Here is a 15,756-nt window from a genome sequence, read left to right on the forward strand (position 1 = left end):
ATTAATCGTTATTTAATTGATATTCAACCATCTCATCCACTAAATGCAGGAAATTGTCCTTTGCCTCGAACGGTATCATCGCACCGGCCGCGACGTCATGTCCGCCACCTGTTCCTGCGAAATTGTTTGATGAGTCTTTAAGCGCCTGGCCTAAATTAACTCCACGTGCAACCATTTCGCGGGTGGTGCGCCCGGAAATCTTAATGTCCTTGTGAAGTCTTGACATTCCGATGACCGGTTTTGAATTATCCAATAATTCAACTGACAATCCTATGCTTGCAATTGTTCCCATTACTGATTTCAATACCTTATCTTCAGAATACAAATATTGAATTGAATTCAATTGTTCAGCTCCATACTTCTTAATCCATTCAAGGCCTCTGACTATCTGGTCGCGATATTGGCGCTGGAGCTTTAAGGCGGCATCCAATGCCTGGTCCCTTTCACCTAGAGCGATGCTTAAGCCTAAACCCTGTTTTTTGTTTTTGCCGCAGGCATCAAGGATGTATGCATATTCCTCCAAATCCCTAAGCAATGGAACTTCCTTTGGAAGAGTGTAACAGTCCCCGAAAATCTCCGGATTAATATTGATGAGAGCATCCTTCAAAAGATCCTTTTCCTCATCCTCCAAATCGGTGAACTTGATTCCATAAGATAAATTCATGCGTTCAAGAAATTCCTGAGAACCTTCCAAATCTCCACTGATCCCCGGCAAAGGCGGTGAAAAAGTATAAGCAAGTGATTTGAAAACAGGTTCGGATGATTTGGAAACTGTCTTTAAACCTTCATGGATTTCAACAGCCCCGCTGCTTACTGCATCATCTAAAATCAATTTATTGACACCTGTAAAACCGTCTTGGCCTTGCATATCACCAAATGCACCAATAAGTGCAAAATAGGCAAGGTGCTTTTTATCCAAATCACGAACGGTAAGATAAGCTGAACCTGAACCTGACAAGTCCTTACTGCCATCAATACCAAACAGATGAGGGTTTACATGTACCACATTGCTTTCAGATTCAGTATCGTCAACCTGATGGTGGTCAGCAACTATAACATCATGCTTATAGGTATTGAATTCCTTGATGAAAGGACTTCCCATGTCTGAAAATATGAACAAATCATATTTTTCGCTTCTGAGCTGATTTACAATATCTTCCTTAAGACGTGGGATTATTGTAGTGTGGAACTGAACGTTCTCTTCCTTTAAAGCATTCGCTATAACTGCTGCTGCTGATATTCCATCAGCATCGTTATGAGAAATTAATCTGATAACACTATCATTGTCAATATGCCCCTTAAGCATATTGGTAGCTTCACTAGCTCTATTTAACAAGGAGTGCTGCTTCTTTTGGATTATATCTCCAACCTTCTGGTAATGCACCTTCACTTACATAGTAAGATGCTAATTTTCTGATTCTAGCTTCGATAATGGTTAATCCTCTTCTGGAGTGTAAATCTTTAGGATTTTCTTCTAAGTGGTCTCTGATGTTGACTGCTCTTCTGATCAAGTTTAATAAATCTTCAGGGTAGTCGCCAGCCTGACCGTTTCTTTTTAAGATTTGAGTAATTCTTTCACCGGTTACGTCTTTCACTGACGGAATTCCGTACTGGTCTCTTAAGATAATACCGATTTCGGAAGTACTTTTACCTTCTCTGTTAAATTTTAAAATCATTTCTTCAATTTCTTCGTCACTATAAGTTACCCATTCTGGTCTTGCCATAATATAAACCTCTTTAAATTTTTTAAATCTTAAATAAGCCCAATAAATATAATTTAATCTTTAGTAGAATACCATTTGATAAACTGTTCTAAAGAATTTTTTCTATGTGAAAATTGGTTTTTTTCATCAGTTGTAAGTTCTCCAAATGTCTTACCTTCACTAGGAACATAAAAAATTGGATCGAAAGCAAATCCTAAATTTCCTTTTTCTTCAACTGCGATTTCACCTTTGACCTTGCCTAAAAAGATCTTGGGCTCAGAATTGGGGGCACAGTACCCAATAACTGACCTGAATTCGGCATAACGGTCATCGGAATCTGCTAATAACTTTAAAACACCCTGATTTCCGATAGTATCTTGAACATAATGTGAATATGTCCCCGGAAATCCGTTTAAAGCTTTAATGAATAAACCAGCATCTTCAACAATCACAGGTTTTTCTAATTTATGACAAGCATATTTTGCGCCTGATATGGCCACTTCCTCAAGAGTTCCTTGGGGTTCTGTGTAGCCTAAATCAATATGCTCTAAAGTAATGTCATAATCTTTGAAAATATTCTCTGCTTCTTTTACTTTATGTTCGTTACCAGTTATAAATGTTATCATAATTTTAACTTTGATGATGGTTTTTATTATATGTGTTGGTTATCAATTCAGTGAGTATACCTTCCACGGGATTCTATGTCAGATATTGTATTTAAGATTGATTTGTCGCCGTAACCATCTAAAACGCAGCCGAAGTATTTCACAGCCAGATTATAATCAATGCTCTGCAGGGATTTTTTCAAAACAAGCAGATCTACAGCCTTATCCTCTTTCAATTGCGAATATCTTCCAAGCCCAAAATCAATGAAAACCAAATTGCCGTCCTGAAGCATTATATTGGATGATGTGATGTCTCCATGAATAATATCGTATGAATGCAGTTTAGATATTTCCTCACCAATTTTAAAAGCTAAGTCTTCATCCATAACATCCTTAACCATAATTCCATCAATCTCTTCCATTGTAATGGCTTTACGGTTCAAATCAACATCATAAAGAACCGGAGTCCTGACACCTGCCCTTTTTGCATCGGACAATAGCTTGGCCTCCTCTTTAGTTCTGGCCTTTCTGATTTTATTGTCGATTTCCGGAACCCTATAACCTTTAGGAATCCTATCCTTGATGACCGCATTTTCACCCAAATAACTGCTTTTGACAATGTTGGATTCCGCTCCTTTTGCTATCAATTCATCCGAAAGTGTCAAATAGGTTTTAGCATTGTCAATCCAAGGGATATCCACCTCATCGGTCCTGAACTTTTGGATGATGCCGGTTTCAGACATTTCCATCGGCCCAAATTCCTTACACATCAAAAGCCCTAGCCATGCAATCATGACCCCATTATCGCCGCAAAGCTTCATTTCTGGCATGTAGAATTTGGCTCCATGCTCTTCAGACATTATCCTAAGCATTTCACGCAATCTTGAATTGGCTGATACCCCTCCGCACAGCATCACCTCATCCTTTTGAGTGTGTGACAGGGCACGTTCTGTAACTTCAACAAGCATTGAAAAGGCTGTTTCCTGAAGTGAAAAGCAAACGTTCTCAATTGGAGTGCCCTTTTCAACTTCCCTTATGGCAGCTGACAACAATCCTGAAAATGAGAAATCCATTCCCTTAACGACATAAGGCAAATCAACATATGAACCTTTTTTTGCCAGTTTTTCAATTACAGGACCTCCGGGATGTCCCAAACCGGTTTCACGACCAAAATGATCCAGACAGTTTCCGACTGCAATATCCAGGGTTTCGCCGAATATCCTATATCTTCCGCTTTCATAGGCAATTACCTGACTGTTTCCGCCACTGACATAAAGTGATACTGGATTGACCGCACCGGTATCCAGTTTTCCAACTTCAACATGGCCAATGCAATGATTGACGCCGATAATTGGCTTTTTAAGTGACAATGCAAGACTTCTTGCGGAAGTTGCAACAATCCTTAAAGCGGGGCCTAGGCCCGGACCCTGTGAAAATGAAATCAAATCAATGTCATCATATGACAAGCCGGACTCTTCCATGGCTTGCGGTATCAGTTTAGGAATCCATTCTGCATGATGTTCTGCGGCAATTCTTGGATGAATGCCTCCTTCCTCTGGAAATAGCTGTTTTCCAGCCATGGCTAAGATATTGCCATCGCTATCAACAATGCCTACACCGGTTTTTTCTGCTGTTCCTTCAATTCCTAAACTTATCAAAATAATCAACTTGAATGTTTAATAATATAATATTGTCCCTTTTAATATTAAATCATAATGAATACCATGATTCCAGTCTTTGTGAAATGATGCCTTCAATTTCCCTTTTCATTTTAACGTTCAAAAATACATCAATTCCATGTTTAGTTTTTTTGAATCTAATCAATTTAATCCTGTATAAGTTTTTTAACTCGTTCTTGATATATTTGCATGGAATTTGGGACAATTTATTGCAGATATTTGAAATTGGAGTGTGGCGTTTGTTGAAATATTTGTTTTGATACAAGAAGAATAGGATTTCCTCCTGAATAATGGTGTTGGTTTTCATTTTAACACCTATTCTTTCCCGGTATACATTTCTAAAAGATTTTTTAAATCATTAGCCGTTTTTTTATCCATAACAATTTGTAAATCAGATTCATTAATTAATTTAAATCCATTTTCATCTGTGATTAATTTTTTATCACAGACTATTATTCTAATTTCATCATTCGTGCCACCTACACCAAAAGATGAAGCATGAACAACCTTAGAGTCTTCATTTATCTTTACTGTTTCATCATATGGTATATCAGATACATTCTTCATTTTATCACCTGCTTAACAACAAATCGAAAGAAGTTTCATTGGATTTGTCTGAGGAAAATGTATAGAATTCTTTTGATTCAATTTCAAATTCTAATTTTTCCAGATTTACTTCATCAGGAATGTCATTAAGGATTTCATCCAATTCATCATCACTCAATTCATCACCCATATCTTCCGGAAGTCTTGATTGCTTTTCAATTTCTATTTTGACAAGTTTATCATTAATGCTAAAAAAATCTTTTATGAACTCAGATTTAGGATTTACAATATATTTAGACCCTTTTTTACATAATAATTCATATTCAAGAAAATTATCAATGAATTTATCCAATGTGGATCTAGATATTTCAGAGCCTACTGCTAACTGCTGTTTTGTAAATTCATGGAAAGGACAAGACAACATATAGTCAATTACCTTAATCTGAGGGTGGTTTCCCAAAATATCCTTAATCATTTTATCACCAATGTATAATAATTAGACATTTTTTATATAAATATTTTATTAATGTCCAAAAATAAGACAAAAATTCAATATAGAAACAATTTTAAATTTAAAAAACAAAAGTGAAAGTATGGGATTTTATAGTGCAAACACTCCAGAACAAAAGAGAGTAAAACAGTTAACCGGAGACATTAACATCAACGACATGTTTAAAAACGAATGCAATACCAGAGGAATACCTATTTACAATGCATACAACATTCAAAAAAGGTTGATACATGAAGTCGAGCAGGAACAGCTGGTTGGTGTTGAGCAGGTGGATGACAGGCTGATGGAACTTCTTGAAGAGAGAGGAAAAAATAAGGTAACACACAGATATGTTGACTTTGTTGCTAAAGAAGACAGCGCTTCAAGAGGCACAATACCTCCAAGAGGAGATGAAAAAACATCCCTTCCTCCAAAAGACCAGATTAAAATCCCACCAAGAGCAAGAGACGGACAGACATTCCCAACAGATGACGAATTGCCTGAAAGGGAATTGCTAAAGAAAATCATGCTTCAAAACAAAAAGATTATTAATCAGAATAAAATAATTATAGATTTATTGAAAAAACAAGGTGAAAAAGATGATTGATGGAATTACCACTTACGGGTCAACAGATTTGACAGAAAAACTACAGGAATGTGATGACCCTGTATTTTTACTTACAATCGGAACAACAGATACCTCATTGATTGAGGGAATTTCTGGAGCGGGCCCATCCGCGGAGTTAACAATATACACTCCTGCTTCCGATGCTGAATTTATGGTTTTGGGCGAAGTGAGATGTTGTGAAGCACCTGCAGAAACCGTTGTGGGTGATGCGGCAGCACCGACACCTGCAAGGCTTACAAAGGCAGCCCTTCAACTTGCAAACATCCCATTCGTCATTGTCGATGCAGGTTCTAAAATCAAACCTGATCTCGACTATGTGAGTCTAGGTAAAGATTACGGAAGGGACATCAGAACAGGAAAAGGAGTTTTGAACCCTCTGGAAATATTTGAAAACGCAAAGGACTTAGGCAGCGAACTTTCATTAAGGCATGAAATGCTCATTATCGGTGAAAGCATTGCCGCAGGAACTACAACCGCTCTTGGAGTATTGAAAGCCCTTGGCTATGAAGCCAATGAGAAAGTCAGCGGAAGCATGCCCCATAACCCTCATGACTTAAAGTCAAACGCCGTTAATGAAGGATTGAAAAACGCAGGAATTGAAATAGGAAAAGCCGATGCGATGCAGGCCATAGGCGCAGTTGGTGACCCGACCATCGCCGCGATTGCAGGATTGGTGTTAGGTTCCGACATCCCTATCATTTTGGCTGGAGGAACACAGATGGCCGCAACCTGTGCCGCGATTAAATCCATACAACCGACCTTCGACTTTTCAAGAATCAACCTGGCTACAACAGTGTTTGTCGCAGCCGATGAAACCGCAGACCTTTTCGGCATTCTAGAACAGATTGACGACAACATCACCGTTAATGTTGTAGATCCTAGATTCGAGGATTCCGAACATGAAGGATTGAAAAATTACCTGAAAGGATTTGTTAAAGAAGGAGCCGGAGCCGGAGGAGCAATGTATACCGCGCTTGTTTTAGGAAACTCCGTTGAAAAACTAAGAAAAAAAATAGAAAAAGTATGTAAATAGAGATTATTTTTTAATCTCTACCATTTTTAATTTTAAAATATGTGGGCAATTGAACCCATAAACACTATTATACCAACCAACCAGCAGTAATATGCAAAAATATCCAAGCTCTTATTTTGAATAAGGTCCAGCATCCATCTGATTGCGAGATACCCTGCTATGATTGATGCGACAAATCCTAAAAATACCGGAAGGAAATTGACATTCATCGCAGCACCGATATCCGCAAGTTGGAAAACAAATGCTCCAAAGATTGCCGGAACTGATAATATGAAACTGAATTTGGCGGCAAATTCCTTTTCAAGGCCGATTGTTAAACCGGCTGCAATTGTGGTTCCTGAACGTGAAAGACCAGGGAGAATTGCACACGCCTGACCCAATCCCATGAATAATGCTTCTTTTTTGGTTATTGTATCATAATTGATTTCACCGCTTGGCATTCTTTGAGAAAGGTATAATATTGTTCCTGTTACAAACAAAAAGAATGCAGGAACATACAATGCCCCTGAAAATAATGCGTCTATTGAATCTTCAAACAGCACACCTACAATTCCAACCGGAACTGTTGCAATTATCACATACCATGCAAGTCTCTTGTAAGGGTCTTCATAAAATCCTTCCCTGAACCTTCCCTGTGAGATGTCATGAATACTGTACCACCATGATTCGAGCATTTGGTAGATGTCCGCCCTGAAAAACCATAATACTGCAATCAAAGTTCCCAAATGAAGAAAGGTATCGAAAGCCAGAGAGCTTTCAACTCCAAGGATGTTTTGAATGAAAACTAAATGCGCTGAACTACTAACCGGCAAAAACTCAGTCAAACCCTGAACTATGCCGATTATAATTCCCTGAACTATATCCATAGACTACACCATTATATGTAAGATAACCAACCGTATTTGTCTTCAGTTTTAGCTTCAACAATGTCAAAGAATGTTTTTTGTATTTTTTCAGCAATCGGTCCTCTGCTGCCTATACCAATAGTTCTGTGATCGATTGAACGGATTGGAGTTACTTCCGCTGCAGTTCCTGTGAAGAACACTTCGTCTGCAGAGTATAATCTTTCTCTTGAGATTATCTCTTCAACGACTTGATAGCCTAAGTCGCGTGCAACGGTCATGATTGTGTCTCTTGTAATACCTTTTAGATTGGATGAGGACATTGATGGAGTGAACAGTTTTTCGCCTTCGACAAGGAAAATGTTTTCTCCACTACCTTCTGAAACGTGTCCTTCATAATCAAGCATGATGGCTTCGTCATATCCATTATCGATAGCTTCCAGTTTTGCCAATTGAGAATTCATGTAATTTGCTGCACATTTTGCAAGTGCCGGGAAGGTATCTGGTGCCGGTTTTCTCCATGAGGAAACTCCAATATCCACACCGTTTGCCATTCCTTCCTCACCTAAATATGATCCCCATTCCCAAGCGGCAATGACCACATTGACAGGACAATTTAGAGGGTTTACACCGAGTTCTCCATATCCTCTGAATACGACTGGGCGTATGTAGCACCCGTCCAAATCATTGACACGAACTGTTTCTAAGATTGCTTCTTCTATTTCTTCTTGTGTATATGGAATATCAATTTTATAAATTTTTGCTGAATCAAATAAACGTTGAACGTGCTCTTTTAAACGAAATACGGCTACACCGTTTTCATTTTTATATGCACGAATTCCTTCAAAAACACCTGTACCGTAATGGACAACATGAGAAAGTACGTGAATGTTTGCATCTTTCCAGTCTACCATGTTTCCATCAAACCATATTTTACTAGCTGTGTCATCCCAAGCCATTTTATCACCAATTATTTTATATATATTTTTTAAGTTATAAAATTTTCTTAGCTAAAATTTGAAAAATAGAAATGTATATATATAAAGAAATTCATAATACTACTTGTTGGTTCCGTGGTCTAGTGGTATGATACCTCCCTTACAAGGAGGGGATCACGAGTTCGAGTCTCGTCGGAACCACTTTAATTCTATTTTTAATGATTTTTTTCAACACTGCATAATAATACGCTCTTTTTATCTCAAAATTAATTATTATTAGCCTTAAAAAACATGTTTTAATAAAAACCAACAGTTTGATGAGTTACTAACAATATGTAGCCAAAATAACAAATAATAAAATTTAAATACTTTCTACATTAAAATTTTAATTATCAAATAAGGAGACTAAATTATGGTAGTAAAAATTGCTATTATTAAAAGTGGTAATATTGGTACTTCACCAGTAATTGACCTATTGTTAGACGAAAGAGCAGACAGACCAAATATCGATGTAAGGACATTTGGATCTGGTGCAAAAATGAACCCAGAACAAGTAGAAGACGTTGTACCTAAGATCGACGCTTTCGAACCTGATTTCGCAATTTTCATTAGCCCAAACCCAGGAGCACCTGGACCAGCTAAAGCAAGAGAATTATTATCCGAAAAAGACGTTCCTGCTATTATCATCGGTGACGCACCTGGTAAAGGTAAAAAAGATGAAATGGACGAACAAGGACTCGGTTACATTATCGTAATGTCTGACCCAATGATTGGTGCAAAAAGAGAATGGTTAGACCCAACTGAAATGGCTATTTTCAACTCAGACATCTTAAAAGTACTCGCAGAAACCGGTGCATTAAGATTAGTCCAAAAAACCATTGATGCTGTAATTGCTCAAGCAGATGCAGGAGAAGAAATCGAATTACCTAAACTCATCATTACCGCTGAAAAAGCTGCAGAAGCTGGTGGATTCGCAAACCCATACGCAAAAGCAAAAGCTATCGCTGCTTACGAAATGGCAGGATCCGTTGCAAACTTAGACATGAAAGGTTGTTTCATGACCAAAGGTTTCGAAAACTTCATCCCATTAGTAGCAGCTGCTCACGAAATCGCTGCATGTGCTGCTAAATTAGCACAAGAAGCAAGAGAAATCGAAAAAGCTAATGATACTGTTTTAAGAACCCCTCACATGAAAGAAGGAAACCCAGGTTGTAAAACAGACTTAATCAGTAAACCAGAATAAGTAGTTTAATTACTACTTACTTTTTTATTTTTTTTAAGACCGAACATCACCGACAGTAATGAATATCTTATTTTAAAAATTAAAAAAAAGATAGCTAATAATTTAGCTATAAGACTCCTTTAGTGGAAGGAATTTGATCATGTTCAATTTTAATTGCGTCTTTTAGAGCCTTTGCAAATGCCTTGAAAACAGCTTCCGCCTTGTGATGGTCATTGGCTCCTTCGACGGTGCCGTAAATGTTTATTTTGGCGCTTGAGGCAAATGATTCAAAAAAGTGAATGAGGACATCTGAGGTCATGTCACCGATTTTGTCGTTTTTGAAATCCAATTTCATGTTGCAATAACTGCGTCCGCTGATGTCGATTGCTATTGTTGAAACTGATTCATCCATTGGAACGATTGCATGAGCCATTCTTTTAATGCCTTTTTTATCGCCGATGGCTTCTAAAAAGGCTTCGCCTAAAAGTATTCCGATATCTTCAATGGTGTGGTGGTCATCTATTTCGATATCGCCGACTGCCTTTACATCCAAGTCAATCATTGAATGTCTGGAGAATGATTCCAGCATGTGGTTGAAGAAATTCACTCCTGTTGAGATATCATATACTCCGTCACCATCGAGATTCATTTTTATTTCTATATCGGTTTCTGATGTTTTCCTTGAAACGTTAGCAATTCTAGTCATAATCTAACCTATAATATAATTAATTTTAGCTTCAATAATTTAGGCTTCTTCGCCCGGACGTATGATTTTAATGCAATCTGTAGGGCATTCCATTGCACATAGTGTACAGACATGACAATATCTTAAATCCAATATACGTGCAACGCTACCAACTTTCCAAATTTTAGCGGATTTGGGACAAATCTCGGCACACTTTCCACATCCAATACATTTATCTTCATCAACTAAAATCTGCAATGGCATACTATCACTTTATAATTTTAAAGTTGCAACAGACATTGCCTTAAATCCGACATAGACTTCCTTGCCTATGCTGAGATTTAATTCCTTTTCCGCTGATACCGTAATATCACTACACAAGGTAATGCCGCCAATGTTGATTTTAACTCGAATAATTTCGCCTTCAAGCCTCATTTCAACAATTTGGCCTTTGAGTATATTGCGGATACTGGAAGCCTGCGGCTCCAACATCAAAAAGATGTTATCATAACTAATCAAGGCCAATATATGGTCGCCGATTTTATAATTCCTATTCAACGGAGCGTTAATTTCAAATTCCTCCATTTTAATAGTCATTACACCTTTGACGTCATTTATGTCCACTATTTCGGCTTCGATTTCATTGACATCCTTATGAAGCTCCATTATGGCATTGATCTTTTTGCATTCCTTCAAGATAGAGTAGCCTTCTTCAGTTAAAGAGGTTCCTCCACCTCCGCCTTTTCCACCTTTAGTGGTTGTTACAACTTTCACATCAAGTGTTGACTCGATTTTATCAATATAATTCAGTGCAGTCCTATAAGAAACATTAATCTCTTTAGCAGCCGCTGTTAAAGAACCAGTTTCTAGAATAGACTCCAGTAAATTATACTTTTTACTGTCAAGTAAAAAAGAATTACCGTCAACATTAATCTTATATTCTACACCGGCTTTTACATCAGTCATTTTATACTCCCCAAAGTATAACTAATAAAAAATATATTCGTTATATAATAAATAGGTTTTCAATTATCTGTTTCTAAATTCAATTCTTTCAACAAAGTTCAAGACCTTATTTGTAAATTTGGATAGGGGGCCTAATTTCGATGAATATCCCCTTAGGGTGGCAATGTCCTCGGTAGTGAAGAATCTGACCAAAATCAAGGCGAAGAAATAGACAATAATGCAGATTATGATTCCAGGGAAAAGCCATATTGTGGTCTTTGGAATAAACAGGCCTGCCAATCCCATAATCATGGCGGCCATCACAATCTTGACGACAGGCTTTTTGGGAGCCTCTGTCTCGGTTAGCTTGAATACGAAATACACACATGGAACCATCATGCAGAAACAAGCGATTGTTGTGGCGGTAGCTCCACCTGCAATGCCCAGATATGGAACAAACACCCAGCAGAGAGCGGCTGTGGTAATGGAACCGAATATCAGGATATACATTGGGATTCTAGGGTTTCCAATTCCCTGAACGATACTTGTTGATATTGCAAATATTGAATAGAAAGTCATTCCAATGGAGAGTATCGCCAAAGCTGAAGCCCCGGCAACGTATGCAGGGGTTTTGAAATACAGCAGCTTCAAGGTAGGTGCCGCAAACAATGCAAGGCCTATGCACATAGGAACCACAAACAGCAATGATATCTTATAGGCTTCACTGACATATTTCTGAAGGGTAGGGATATCCTTAACCTTAAACGCCTCAGAGGAAGCCGGCAAAATTGTTGTTGCAACGGAAATGGAAATCATCAGAGGCAATCTGGCAATAGGATCCGCCGCTGTAAAAAATCCGATATCCGCCAATGTCAGGAATTTGCCCATGATAATTGTACAGATATTATAGATGAGCATTTCGGCAATTGCGGTGATGATGACGGGAATTGAGAATTTCACCAGCATCAAACCTAATTTGAGTTCATCGCGCAAGCCGAATTCGAAATCGTCAGACGGTTGGGGAATATATTTTGGCATGTAAAACTTAAATATCAGCACACAGGAAAGAGCGGAAAGGGAATAGCCGATAACCGTACCCCACAATGCACCGACAACAGAAAATCCTATCAAAACGAATGCTGTTGCAAACAGAATCATTCCCAACTGCTCGATTGCACGGGAATAAACGATATACTCCATCTTGTATACTCCCTGAAATGCGCCTCTGAATGCTCCCATGATGACGCTGAAAGGAGTAATCAGACCGATAATCTGCAACGGAACCATAACTTCAGGCTTGCCCATGAAATTATATGCAATGTATGGGGCAATGACAAAAATCATCAATATTCCCAGAAACAGTCCCAGAAATACCATAATCTTTAAGGCAGTGTAGATTGTCTGCCTGGCCATATCATAGTCTTCAACGGCATTATACTCAGCAATATATTTGGATATCGCGGGAGGAAGACCTCCGGCCGCTAAAGTCTGAAAAATTCCTTGGAATGATAAGGTAGTTCCCAAAATACCGTTGTTGACAGGACCCAATAGGGTAGCCATTAAAAAACGGTACAGATAACCTCCGATACGGAAGATTATGTTGCCGATGAAAATTATCAAACTGCCTCTTACCAACTTATTTGCCATGATATAACCTTAAAAATAGATATTACATATATGTAAATTAATTTTAATATATATACTTATTCAAGAAATTTTCAAATTCAATCAAAGTCCTGTTTAAAGACTCCATGCCGTAAGTGTCCTCTTTTATTTTATCCAAGGAGTCCTCTGACCAGAAGGATGCCCCCAGATTGGAGCCGAAAGGTCCTCCGCTGACCGGTATTATGCCGTGTATCATGAAATAATTGATAATTGTCATGTGGGCCAGATCCTGACCTCCGGTGCGGTCGCCGCCGACGGCAATGCTCATTCCGATTTTTCCTCTCAGGAGATTGTAGTCGACAGCCTCAAGGGCTCTTGTGCGGTCCATGATGATTGACATTTGTGCTGAAACGGAGCCTGAGTGGATTGGAGTTGCCAAAATGATTCCGTCTGCACTTTGCAGGTTTTCATATACTTCCGCCATGTCATCCTGAATTATGCATTTCTTGTTCTCCAAACAGTAATCGCAATGCATGCAGGGCTTCAGGTCCTTTGCCTGGCAGGTAAAGATTTCAGTTTCAAAACCATGGCCTTCCAATGTGTTCAGGGCATGGTCCAATACATAATGGGTTGTGCCTTTTCTCGGACTTGCACAGATTCCAAAGACTTTCATAAAAATAGTTTAGAACAAATGATTAAAATAGTTTTATTATAATTGCAAAATATTTATTAAATCAAAAAAACAAAATTAGAATGATAATAAATAGGGATGCTTATGAAGTTTGGTAAAGGTATTGTAAAAAAATATTCAAGAGAATATAACAGGACACTGAAAAGTGGTGAAAGGAAAAAATACACCACAGAACAGATCCAAATTACAGTGCCTAAGCATGAAGACATTTATGAAAACAAAGAAGAAGTCCTAATCATCCCCAATTCAGAAATTGAAAACTTCAAAGATATTGAAGAAGAAAACGATTCATTGAAAGTTGCTAATTATTTATATGTTGAGGAAGTGAAAAAATTGGAAGAAAGGCTGAGTGAAAATAATAATGCTTCTATTTCAGAATATGAACAGATAATTAAAGAACTTAGAGAAAAAATTGATGAACAGAATACTGCTTTGAGTGAAATGGAAGAGAAATATGAGTCTTTACACCAATCTAATTTAGATTCTCTCAAAAAGGAAAATGAATCAATCAAAGATAAGCATTCAAAACTTATTATTGAAAACGAAAACCTGAAAACAAAGTTTGTCAACATCAAAACCGAAAATGAAAACCTCAAAACAAAATATTCAAGCATCAAGGAAGAAAACAAGAACCTCAAAAGCAAATGTTTCAACCTTAAAGAAGAGCATGCATCCATTCGTGCAAGCTTTGACCAGGTTTCAACAAAATACGACCATCTAAAACAGGAAAACCTCAACACAAAAACCAGTTATGCTGAAATGTATGAACTTAATGAAAACCTAGAAAAAGATTATGATTCCCTACGCTTGGAATACAATGATTTGGTTGACAAATATAACGATTTGAATGAAGAATTATATTACATCAAATCAAACCAGAGCCATGATACCTACATAGCCAATAAGGTCAAAGAATTTGTGTTAAACAATGGTTAGAGAGTTTCATAATCCTCTTGAAACTCCGGATTCCATCTTTTCAATCCCGGAATGAACATTACTGTAATTCCTGTAGCCTGAGTTTCGGGAAGTCTAGGATTCTTTTCCATCATCTCTTTTGTTTTTCTGACAATCATCTCTTCCAATGTTATGTCAGGTTCAGTGTATTCGCCATCCTGATAGCAGTCTTTACAAAATTCAGGATTTAAACTTCCGTCCTTATTTGTTCCGTAATCTTCTTTTACAATTGGCCTGCCGCATGAATTGCAAAATCCCATAAAAATACACCTTTAAAAAAAAATAGAGGTAAATTAGAAAAATTCTAATTTACTTAGTCGTCTTTCACTTCAATGTTTTCGTCTTCATCCATGGCAAGTCTCATATTGTCCGGATCTGGGTCGAAATGTTCCAAGAAGTCCTGTGCGGCTCTTCTCACATCTCTTGAACCGATAATGTATCTGCCTGCAATAATGATGTTTGCACCTTTATCAATAGCTTCTGCTACATTATTAGGTTTGATTCCGCCGGCAACAGCGATTAAGCCTTTTTCGCCAAGTGCCGCTTTAATGTCCTTGATGTTACCCCATTCGGTCATGTCACTGGTGTCTTCACCGTGCTCTGCCCTGTAGGTTTCCATGTCAACATTTCTGTGCAGTAAAACAATGTCCGGTTTCAGGTCTTCAGGCAATTTTGCCAGTTTTTTCTCGAATTCCGCTACGTTCATCATGTCAAGGATAGAGTAAATACCTTGCTTTTGGGTTTCATGAATCGCTTTAGCGATGGATTCAACAGTACCGAGACCGGAAATAGCTACAGCATCAGCGGTTTCATCAGCCGCCATCTTAACTTCCACACGACCTACATCCAAGGTTTTCAAGTCAGCAATGATGAATGCGTCCGGACGTAAGCTTCTGATTTTTCCGATGATTCCGACACCGAATTTTTTAACAAGAGGAGTGCCTGCTTCAAGCAGGATTCTGTCATTGTCCGGCAAGTCGTTGATGATTCTCTCCATTGCAGCCTCGTTGTCAAGGTCAAGTGCAACCTGCAGGTAAGGTGGTGACCAGAGTTTTTTGACTTTGAATCCCATGATTGGGTGAGTTCCACGGTCTTTTTCTGCAAGCACTTTTTCGATTGATGGGTAACCTTCCATTGCTCTTCTGATAGCCAATTTGGTTGCTCCATAGTTGTATTGGTAGATTTTTCTG

20 protein-coding genes and 1 tRNA gene are annotated in these 15,756 nt (G+C 38.1%); 5 read left to right on the forward strand and 16 right to left on the reverse strand.

The genetic code is table 11. The features are described from left to right. Nucleotide 1 precedes the first annotated feature (1 nt). Genes IJF99_RS06085 through IJF99_RS06115 form a run of 7 tightly spaced genes read right to left on the reverse strand, consistent with a single transcriptional unit; the run spans nt 2 to nt 5,008 of the window. A complete protein-coding gene (locus IJF99_RS06085; RefSeq protein WP_292793114.1) occupies nt 2–1,336 on the reverse strand; it encodes a DHH family phosphoesterase in 1,335 nt (444 codons plus the stop codon). Continuing rightward, nucleotides 1,326–1,724 carry a 30S ribosomal protein S15 gene (locus tag IJF99_RS06090; RefSeq protein WP_292793116.1) on the reverse strand — a complete coding sequence of 133 codons (399 nt, stop codon included), beginning with the start codon at nt 1,722–1,724 and terminating at the stop codon, nt 1,326–1,328. The genes IJF99_RS06085 and IJF99_RS06090 overlap by 11 nt, the downstream gene beginning before the upstream one ends. 53 nt (nt 1,725–1,777) lie before the next feature. Further along, on the reverse strand, nt 1,778–2,329 hold the full coding sequence (locus tag IJF99_RS06095; protein ID WP_292793118.1) for an XTP/dITP diphosphatase: 552 nt from the start codon (nt 2,327–2,329) through the stop codon (nt 1,778–1,780). 47 nt (nt 2,330–2,376) lie between these two features. After that, nucleotides 2,377–3,975: a bifunctional N(6)-L-threonylcarbamoyladenine synthase/serine/threonine protein kinase gene (locus tag IJF99_RS06100; RefSeq protein ID WP_292793120.1), complete on the reverse strand. Its 1,599-nt coding sequence runs from the start codon at nt 3,973–3,975 to the stop codon at nt 2,377–2,379. A gap of 43 nt (nt 3,976–4,018) precedes the next feature. Further along, entirely contained in the window at nt 4,019–4,294 is a 276-nt protein-coding gene (locus IJF99_RS06105; protein WP_292793122.1) for a hypothetical protein, read from the reverse strand. Nucleotides 4,295–4,302: 8 nt separating this feature from the next. Then, entirely contained in the window at nt 4,303–4,554 is a 252-nt protein-coding gene (locus IJF99_RS06110; RefSeq protein ID WP_292793124.1) for a hypothetical protein, read from the reverse strand. Between the two features lie 4 nt (nt 4,555–4,558). Further along, nucleotides 4,559–5,008 carry a hypothetical protein gene (locus IJF99_RS06115; protein ID WP_292793126.1) on the reverse strand — a complete coding sequence of 150 codons (450 nt, stop codon included), beginning with the start codon at nt 5,006–5,008 and terminating at the stop codon, nt 4,559–4,561. Between the two features lie 118 nt (nt 5,009–5,126). On the opposite strand from IJF99_RS06115, the gene IJF99_RS06120 reads away from it, so the two are divergent. Beyond that, complete coding sequence (locus tag IJF99_RS06120; RefSeq protein WP_292793128.1) at nt 5,127–5,630, forward strand: hypothetical protein; 504 nt, start codon at nt 5,127–5,129, stop codon at nt 5,628–5,630. Next, entirely contained in the window at nt 5,623–6,684 is a 1,062-nt protein-coding gene (cobT, locus tag IJF99_RS06125; RefSeq protein WP_292793130.1) for a nicotinate mononucleotide-dependent phosphoribosyltransferase CobT, read from the forward strand. The genes IJF99_RS06120 and cobT overlap by 8 nt, the downstream gene beginning before the upstream one ends. A gap of 32 nt (nt 6,685–6,716) precedes the next feature. On the opposite strand, the gene IJF99_RS06130 is transcribed toward cobT, so the two are convergent. Together IJF99_RS06130 and IJF99_RS06135 are read right to left on the reverse strand one after the other, a co-directional pair. Next, nucleotides 6,717–7,550 carry an undecaprenyl-diphosphate phosphatase gene (locus tag IJF99_RS06130; RefSeq protein ID WP_292793132.1) on the reverse strand — a complete coding sequence of 278 codons (834 nt, stop codon included), beginning with the start codon at nt 7,548–7,550 and terminating at the stop codon, nt 6,717–6,719. An 11-nt stretch (nt 7,551–7,561) separates the two neighbouring features. Next, the gene (locus tag IJF99_RS06135) at nt 7,562–8,485 is read right to left on the reverse strand and encodes a branched-chain amino acid transaminase (protein WP_292793134.1); all 924 of its coding nucleotides are present in this window, start codon (nt 8,483–8,485) and stop codon (nt 7,562–7,564) included. A 108-nt stretch (nt 8,486–8,593) separates the two neighbouring features. Between IJF99_RS06135 and IJF99_RS06140 the strand changes: the two genes are divergently transcribed. Both IJF99_RS06140 and IJF99_RS06145 read left to right on the forward strand, forming a co-directional pair. Beyond that, nucleotides 8,594–8,665 (forward strand) — tRNA-Val (locus tag IJF99_RS06140). 211 nt (nt 8,666–8,876) lie between these two features. Next, a complete protein-coding gene (locus IJF99_RS06145; RefSeq protein WP_292793136.1) occupies nt 8,877–9,707 on the forward strand; it encodes a F420-dependent methylenetetrahydromethanopterin dehydrogenase in 831 nt (276 codons plus the stop codon). Nucleotides 9,708–9,813: 106 nt separating this feature from the next. Here IJF99_RS06145 and hisB read toward each other — a convergent pair whose 3' ends face one another. The 5 genes from hisB to IJF99_RS06170 form a co-directional block, all read right to left on the reverse strand. Then, nucleotides 9,814–10,392 carry an imidazoleglycerol-phosphate dehydratase HisB gene (gene hisB, locus IJF99_RS06150; protein ID WP_292793138.1) on the reverse strand — a complete coding sequence of 193 codons (579 nt, stop codon included), beginning with the start codon at nt 10,390–10,392 and terminating at the stop codon, nt 9,814–9,816. A gap of 39 nt (nt 10,393–10,431) precedes the next feature. Then, nucleotides 10,432–10,635 carry a 4Fe-4S binding protein gene (locus tag IJF99_RS06155; RefSeq protein ID WP_292793140.1) on the reverse strand — a complete coding sequence of 68 codons (204 nt, stop codon included), beginning with the start codon at nt 10,633–10,635 and terminating at the stop codon, nt 10,432–10,434. Between the two features lie 9 nt (nt 10,636–10,644). Then, nucleotides 10,645–11,337 carry a TOBE domain-containing protein gene (locus IJF99_RS06160; RefSeq protein WP_292793142.1) on the reverse strand — a complete coding sequence of 231 codons (693 nt, stop codon included), beginning with the start codon at nt 11,335–11,337 and terminating at the stop codon, nt 10,645–10,647. Between the two features lie 63 nt (nt 11,338–11,400). Further along, a complete protein-coding gene (locus IJF99_RS06165) occupies nt 11,401–12,963 on the reverse strand; it encodes a flippase (RefSeq protein WP_292793143.1) in 1,563 nt (520 codons plus the stop codon). A gap of 43 nt (nt 12,964–13,006) precedes the next feature. Then, nucleotides 13,007–13,594: a flavodoxin family protein gene (locus IJF99_RS06170; RefSeq protein ID WP_292793145.1), complete on the reverse strand. Its 588-nt coding sequence runs from the start codon at nt 13,592–13,594 to the stop codon at nt 13,007–13,009. 102 nt (nt 13,595–13,696) lie between these two features. Here IJF99_RS06170 and IJF99_RS06175 point away from each other — a divergent pair, with 102 nt between their 5' ends. Next, complete coding sequence (locus IJF99_RS06175) at nt 13,697–14,548, forward strand: phosphoserine phosphatase (protein ID WP_292793147.1); 852 nt, start codon at nt 13,697–13,699, stop codon at nt 14,546–14,548. Here the strand turns inward: IJF99_RS06175 and IJF99_RS06180 are convergent. Further along, nucleotides 14,545–14,826 (reverse strand): zinc ribbon domain-containing protein, encoded by a 282-nt coding sequence (locus IJF99_RS06180; RefSeq protein WP_292793149.1) that lies wholly within the window; start codon nt 14,824–14,826, stop codon nt 14,545–14,547. The genes IJF99_RS06175 and IJF99_RS06180 overlap by 4 nt on opposite strands. A 53-nt stretch (nt 14,827–14,879) precedes the next feature. Continuing rightward, nucleotides 14,880–15,756, reverse strand: an 877-nt coding sequence (locus tag IJF99_RS06185; protein WP_292793151.1) for a bifunctional 5,6,7,8-tetrahydromethanopterin hydro-lyase/3-hexulose-6-phosphate synthase, incomplete at its 5' end; no start/stop codon positions are given.

It is taken from the genome of Methanobrevibacter sp., assembly GCF_017406825.1.
GTDB lineage: Archaea > Methanobacteriota > Methanobacteria > Methanobacteriales > Methanobacteriaceae > Methanocatella.

What these genes read in the sequence shown, in the direction of transcription:
- IJF99_RS06160 (WP_292793142.1), bottom strand. Translation starts at nt 11,337, where the DNA reads ATGACTGATGTAAAAGCCGGTGTAGAATATAAGATTAATGTTGACGGT.
- IJF99_RS06115 (WP_292793126.1), bottom strand. Translation starts at nt 5,008, where the DNA reads ATGATTAAGGATATTTTGGGAAACCACCCTCAGATTAAGGTAATTGAC.
- IJF99_RS06130 (WP_292793132.1), bottom strand. Translation starts at nt 7,550, where the DNA reads ATGGATATAGTTCAGGGAATTATAATCGGCATAGTTCAGGGTTTGACT.
- IJF99_RS06135 (WP_292793134.1), bottom strand. Translation starts at nt 8,485, where the DNA reads ATGGCTTGGGATGACACAGCTAGTAAAATATGGTTTGATGGAAACATG.
- IJF99_RS06145 (WP_292793136.1), top strand. Translation starts at nt 8,877, where the DNA reads ATGGTAGTAAAAATTGCTATTATTAAAAGTGGTAATATTGGTACTTCA.
- IJF99_RS06180 (WP_292793149.1), bottom strand. Translation starts at nt 14,826, where the DNA reads ATGGGATTTTGCAATTCATGCGGCAGGCCAATTGTAAAAGAAGATTAC.
- IJF99_RS06175 (WP_292793147.1), top strand. Translation starts at nt 13,697, where the DNA reads ATGAAGTTTGGTAAAGGTATTGTAAAAAAATATTCAAGAGAATATAAC.
- IJF99_RS06095 (WP_292793118.1), bottom strand. Translation starts at nt 2,329, where the DNA reads ATGATAACATTTATAACTGGTAACGAACATAAAGTAAAAGAAGCAGAG.
- IJF99_RS06110 (WP_292793124.1), bottom strand. Translation starts at nt 4,554, where the DNA reads ATGAAGAATGTATCTGATATACCATATGATGAAACAGTAAAGATAAAT.
- hisB (WP_292793138.1), bottom strand. Translation starts at nt 10,392, where the DNA reads ATGACTAGAATTGCTAACGTTTCAAGGAAAACATCAGAAACCGATATA.
- IJF99_RS06105 (WP_292793122.1), bottom strand. Translation starts at nt 4,294, where the DNA reads ATGAAAACCAACACCATTATTCAGGAGGAAATCCTATTCTTCTTGTAT.
- IJF99_RS06165 (WP_292793143.1), bottom strand. Translation starts at nt 12,963, where the DNA reads ATGGCAAATAAGTTGGTAAGAGGCAGTTTGATAATTTTCATCGGCAAC.
- IJF99_RS06170 (WP_292793145.1), bottom strand. Translation starts at nt 13,594, where the DNA reads ATGAAAGTCTTTGGAATCTGTGCAAGTCCGAGAAAAGGCACAACCCAT.
- IJF99_RS06120 (WP_292793128.1), top strand. Translation starts at nt 5,127, where the DNA reads ATGGGATTTTATAGTGCAAACACTCCAGAACAAAAGAGAGTAAAACAG.
- IJF99_RS06155 (WP_292793140.1), bottom strand. Translation starts at nt 10,635, where the DNA reads ATGCCATTGCAGATTTTAGTTGATGAAGATAAATGTATTGGATGTGGA.
- cobT (WP_292793130.1), top strand. Translation starts at nt 5,623, where the DNA reads ATGATTGATGGAATTACCACTTACGGGTCAACAGATTTGACAGAAAAA.
- IJF99_RS06090 (WP_292793116.1), bottom strand. Translation starts at nt 1,724, where the DNA reads ATGGCAAGACCAGAATGGGTAACTTATAGTGACGAAGAAATTGAAGAA.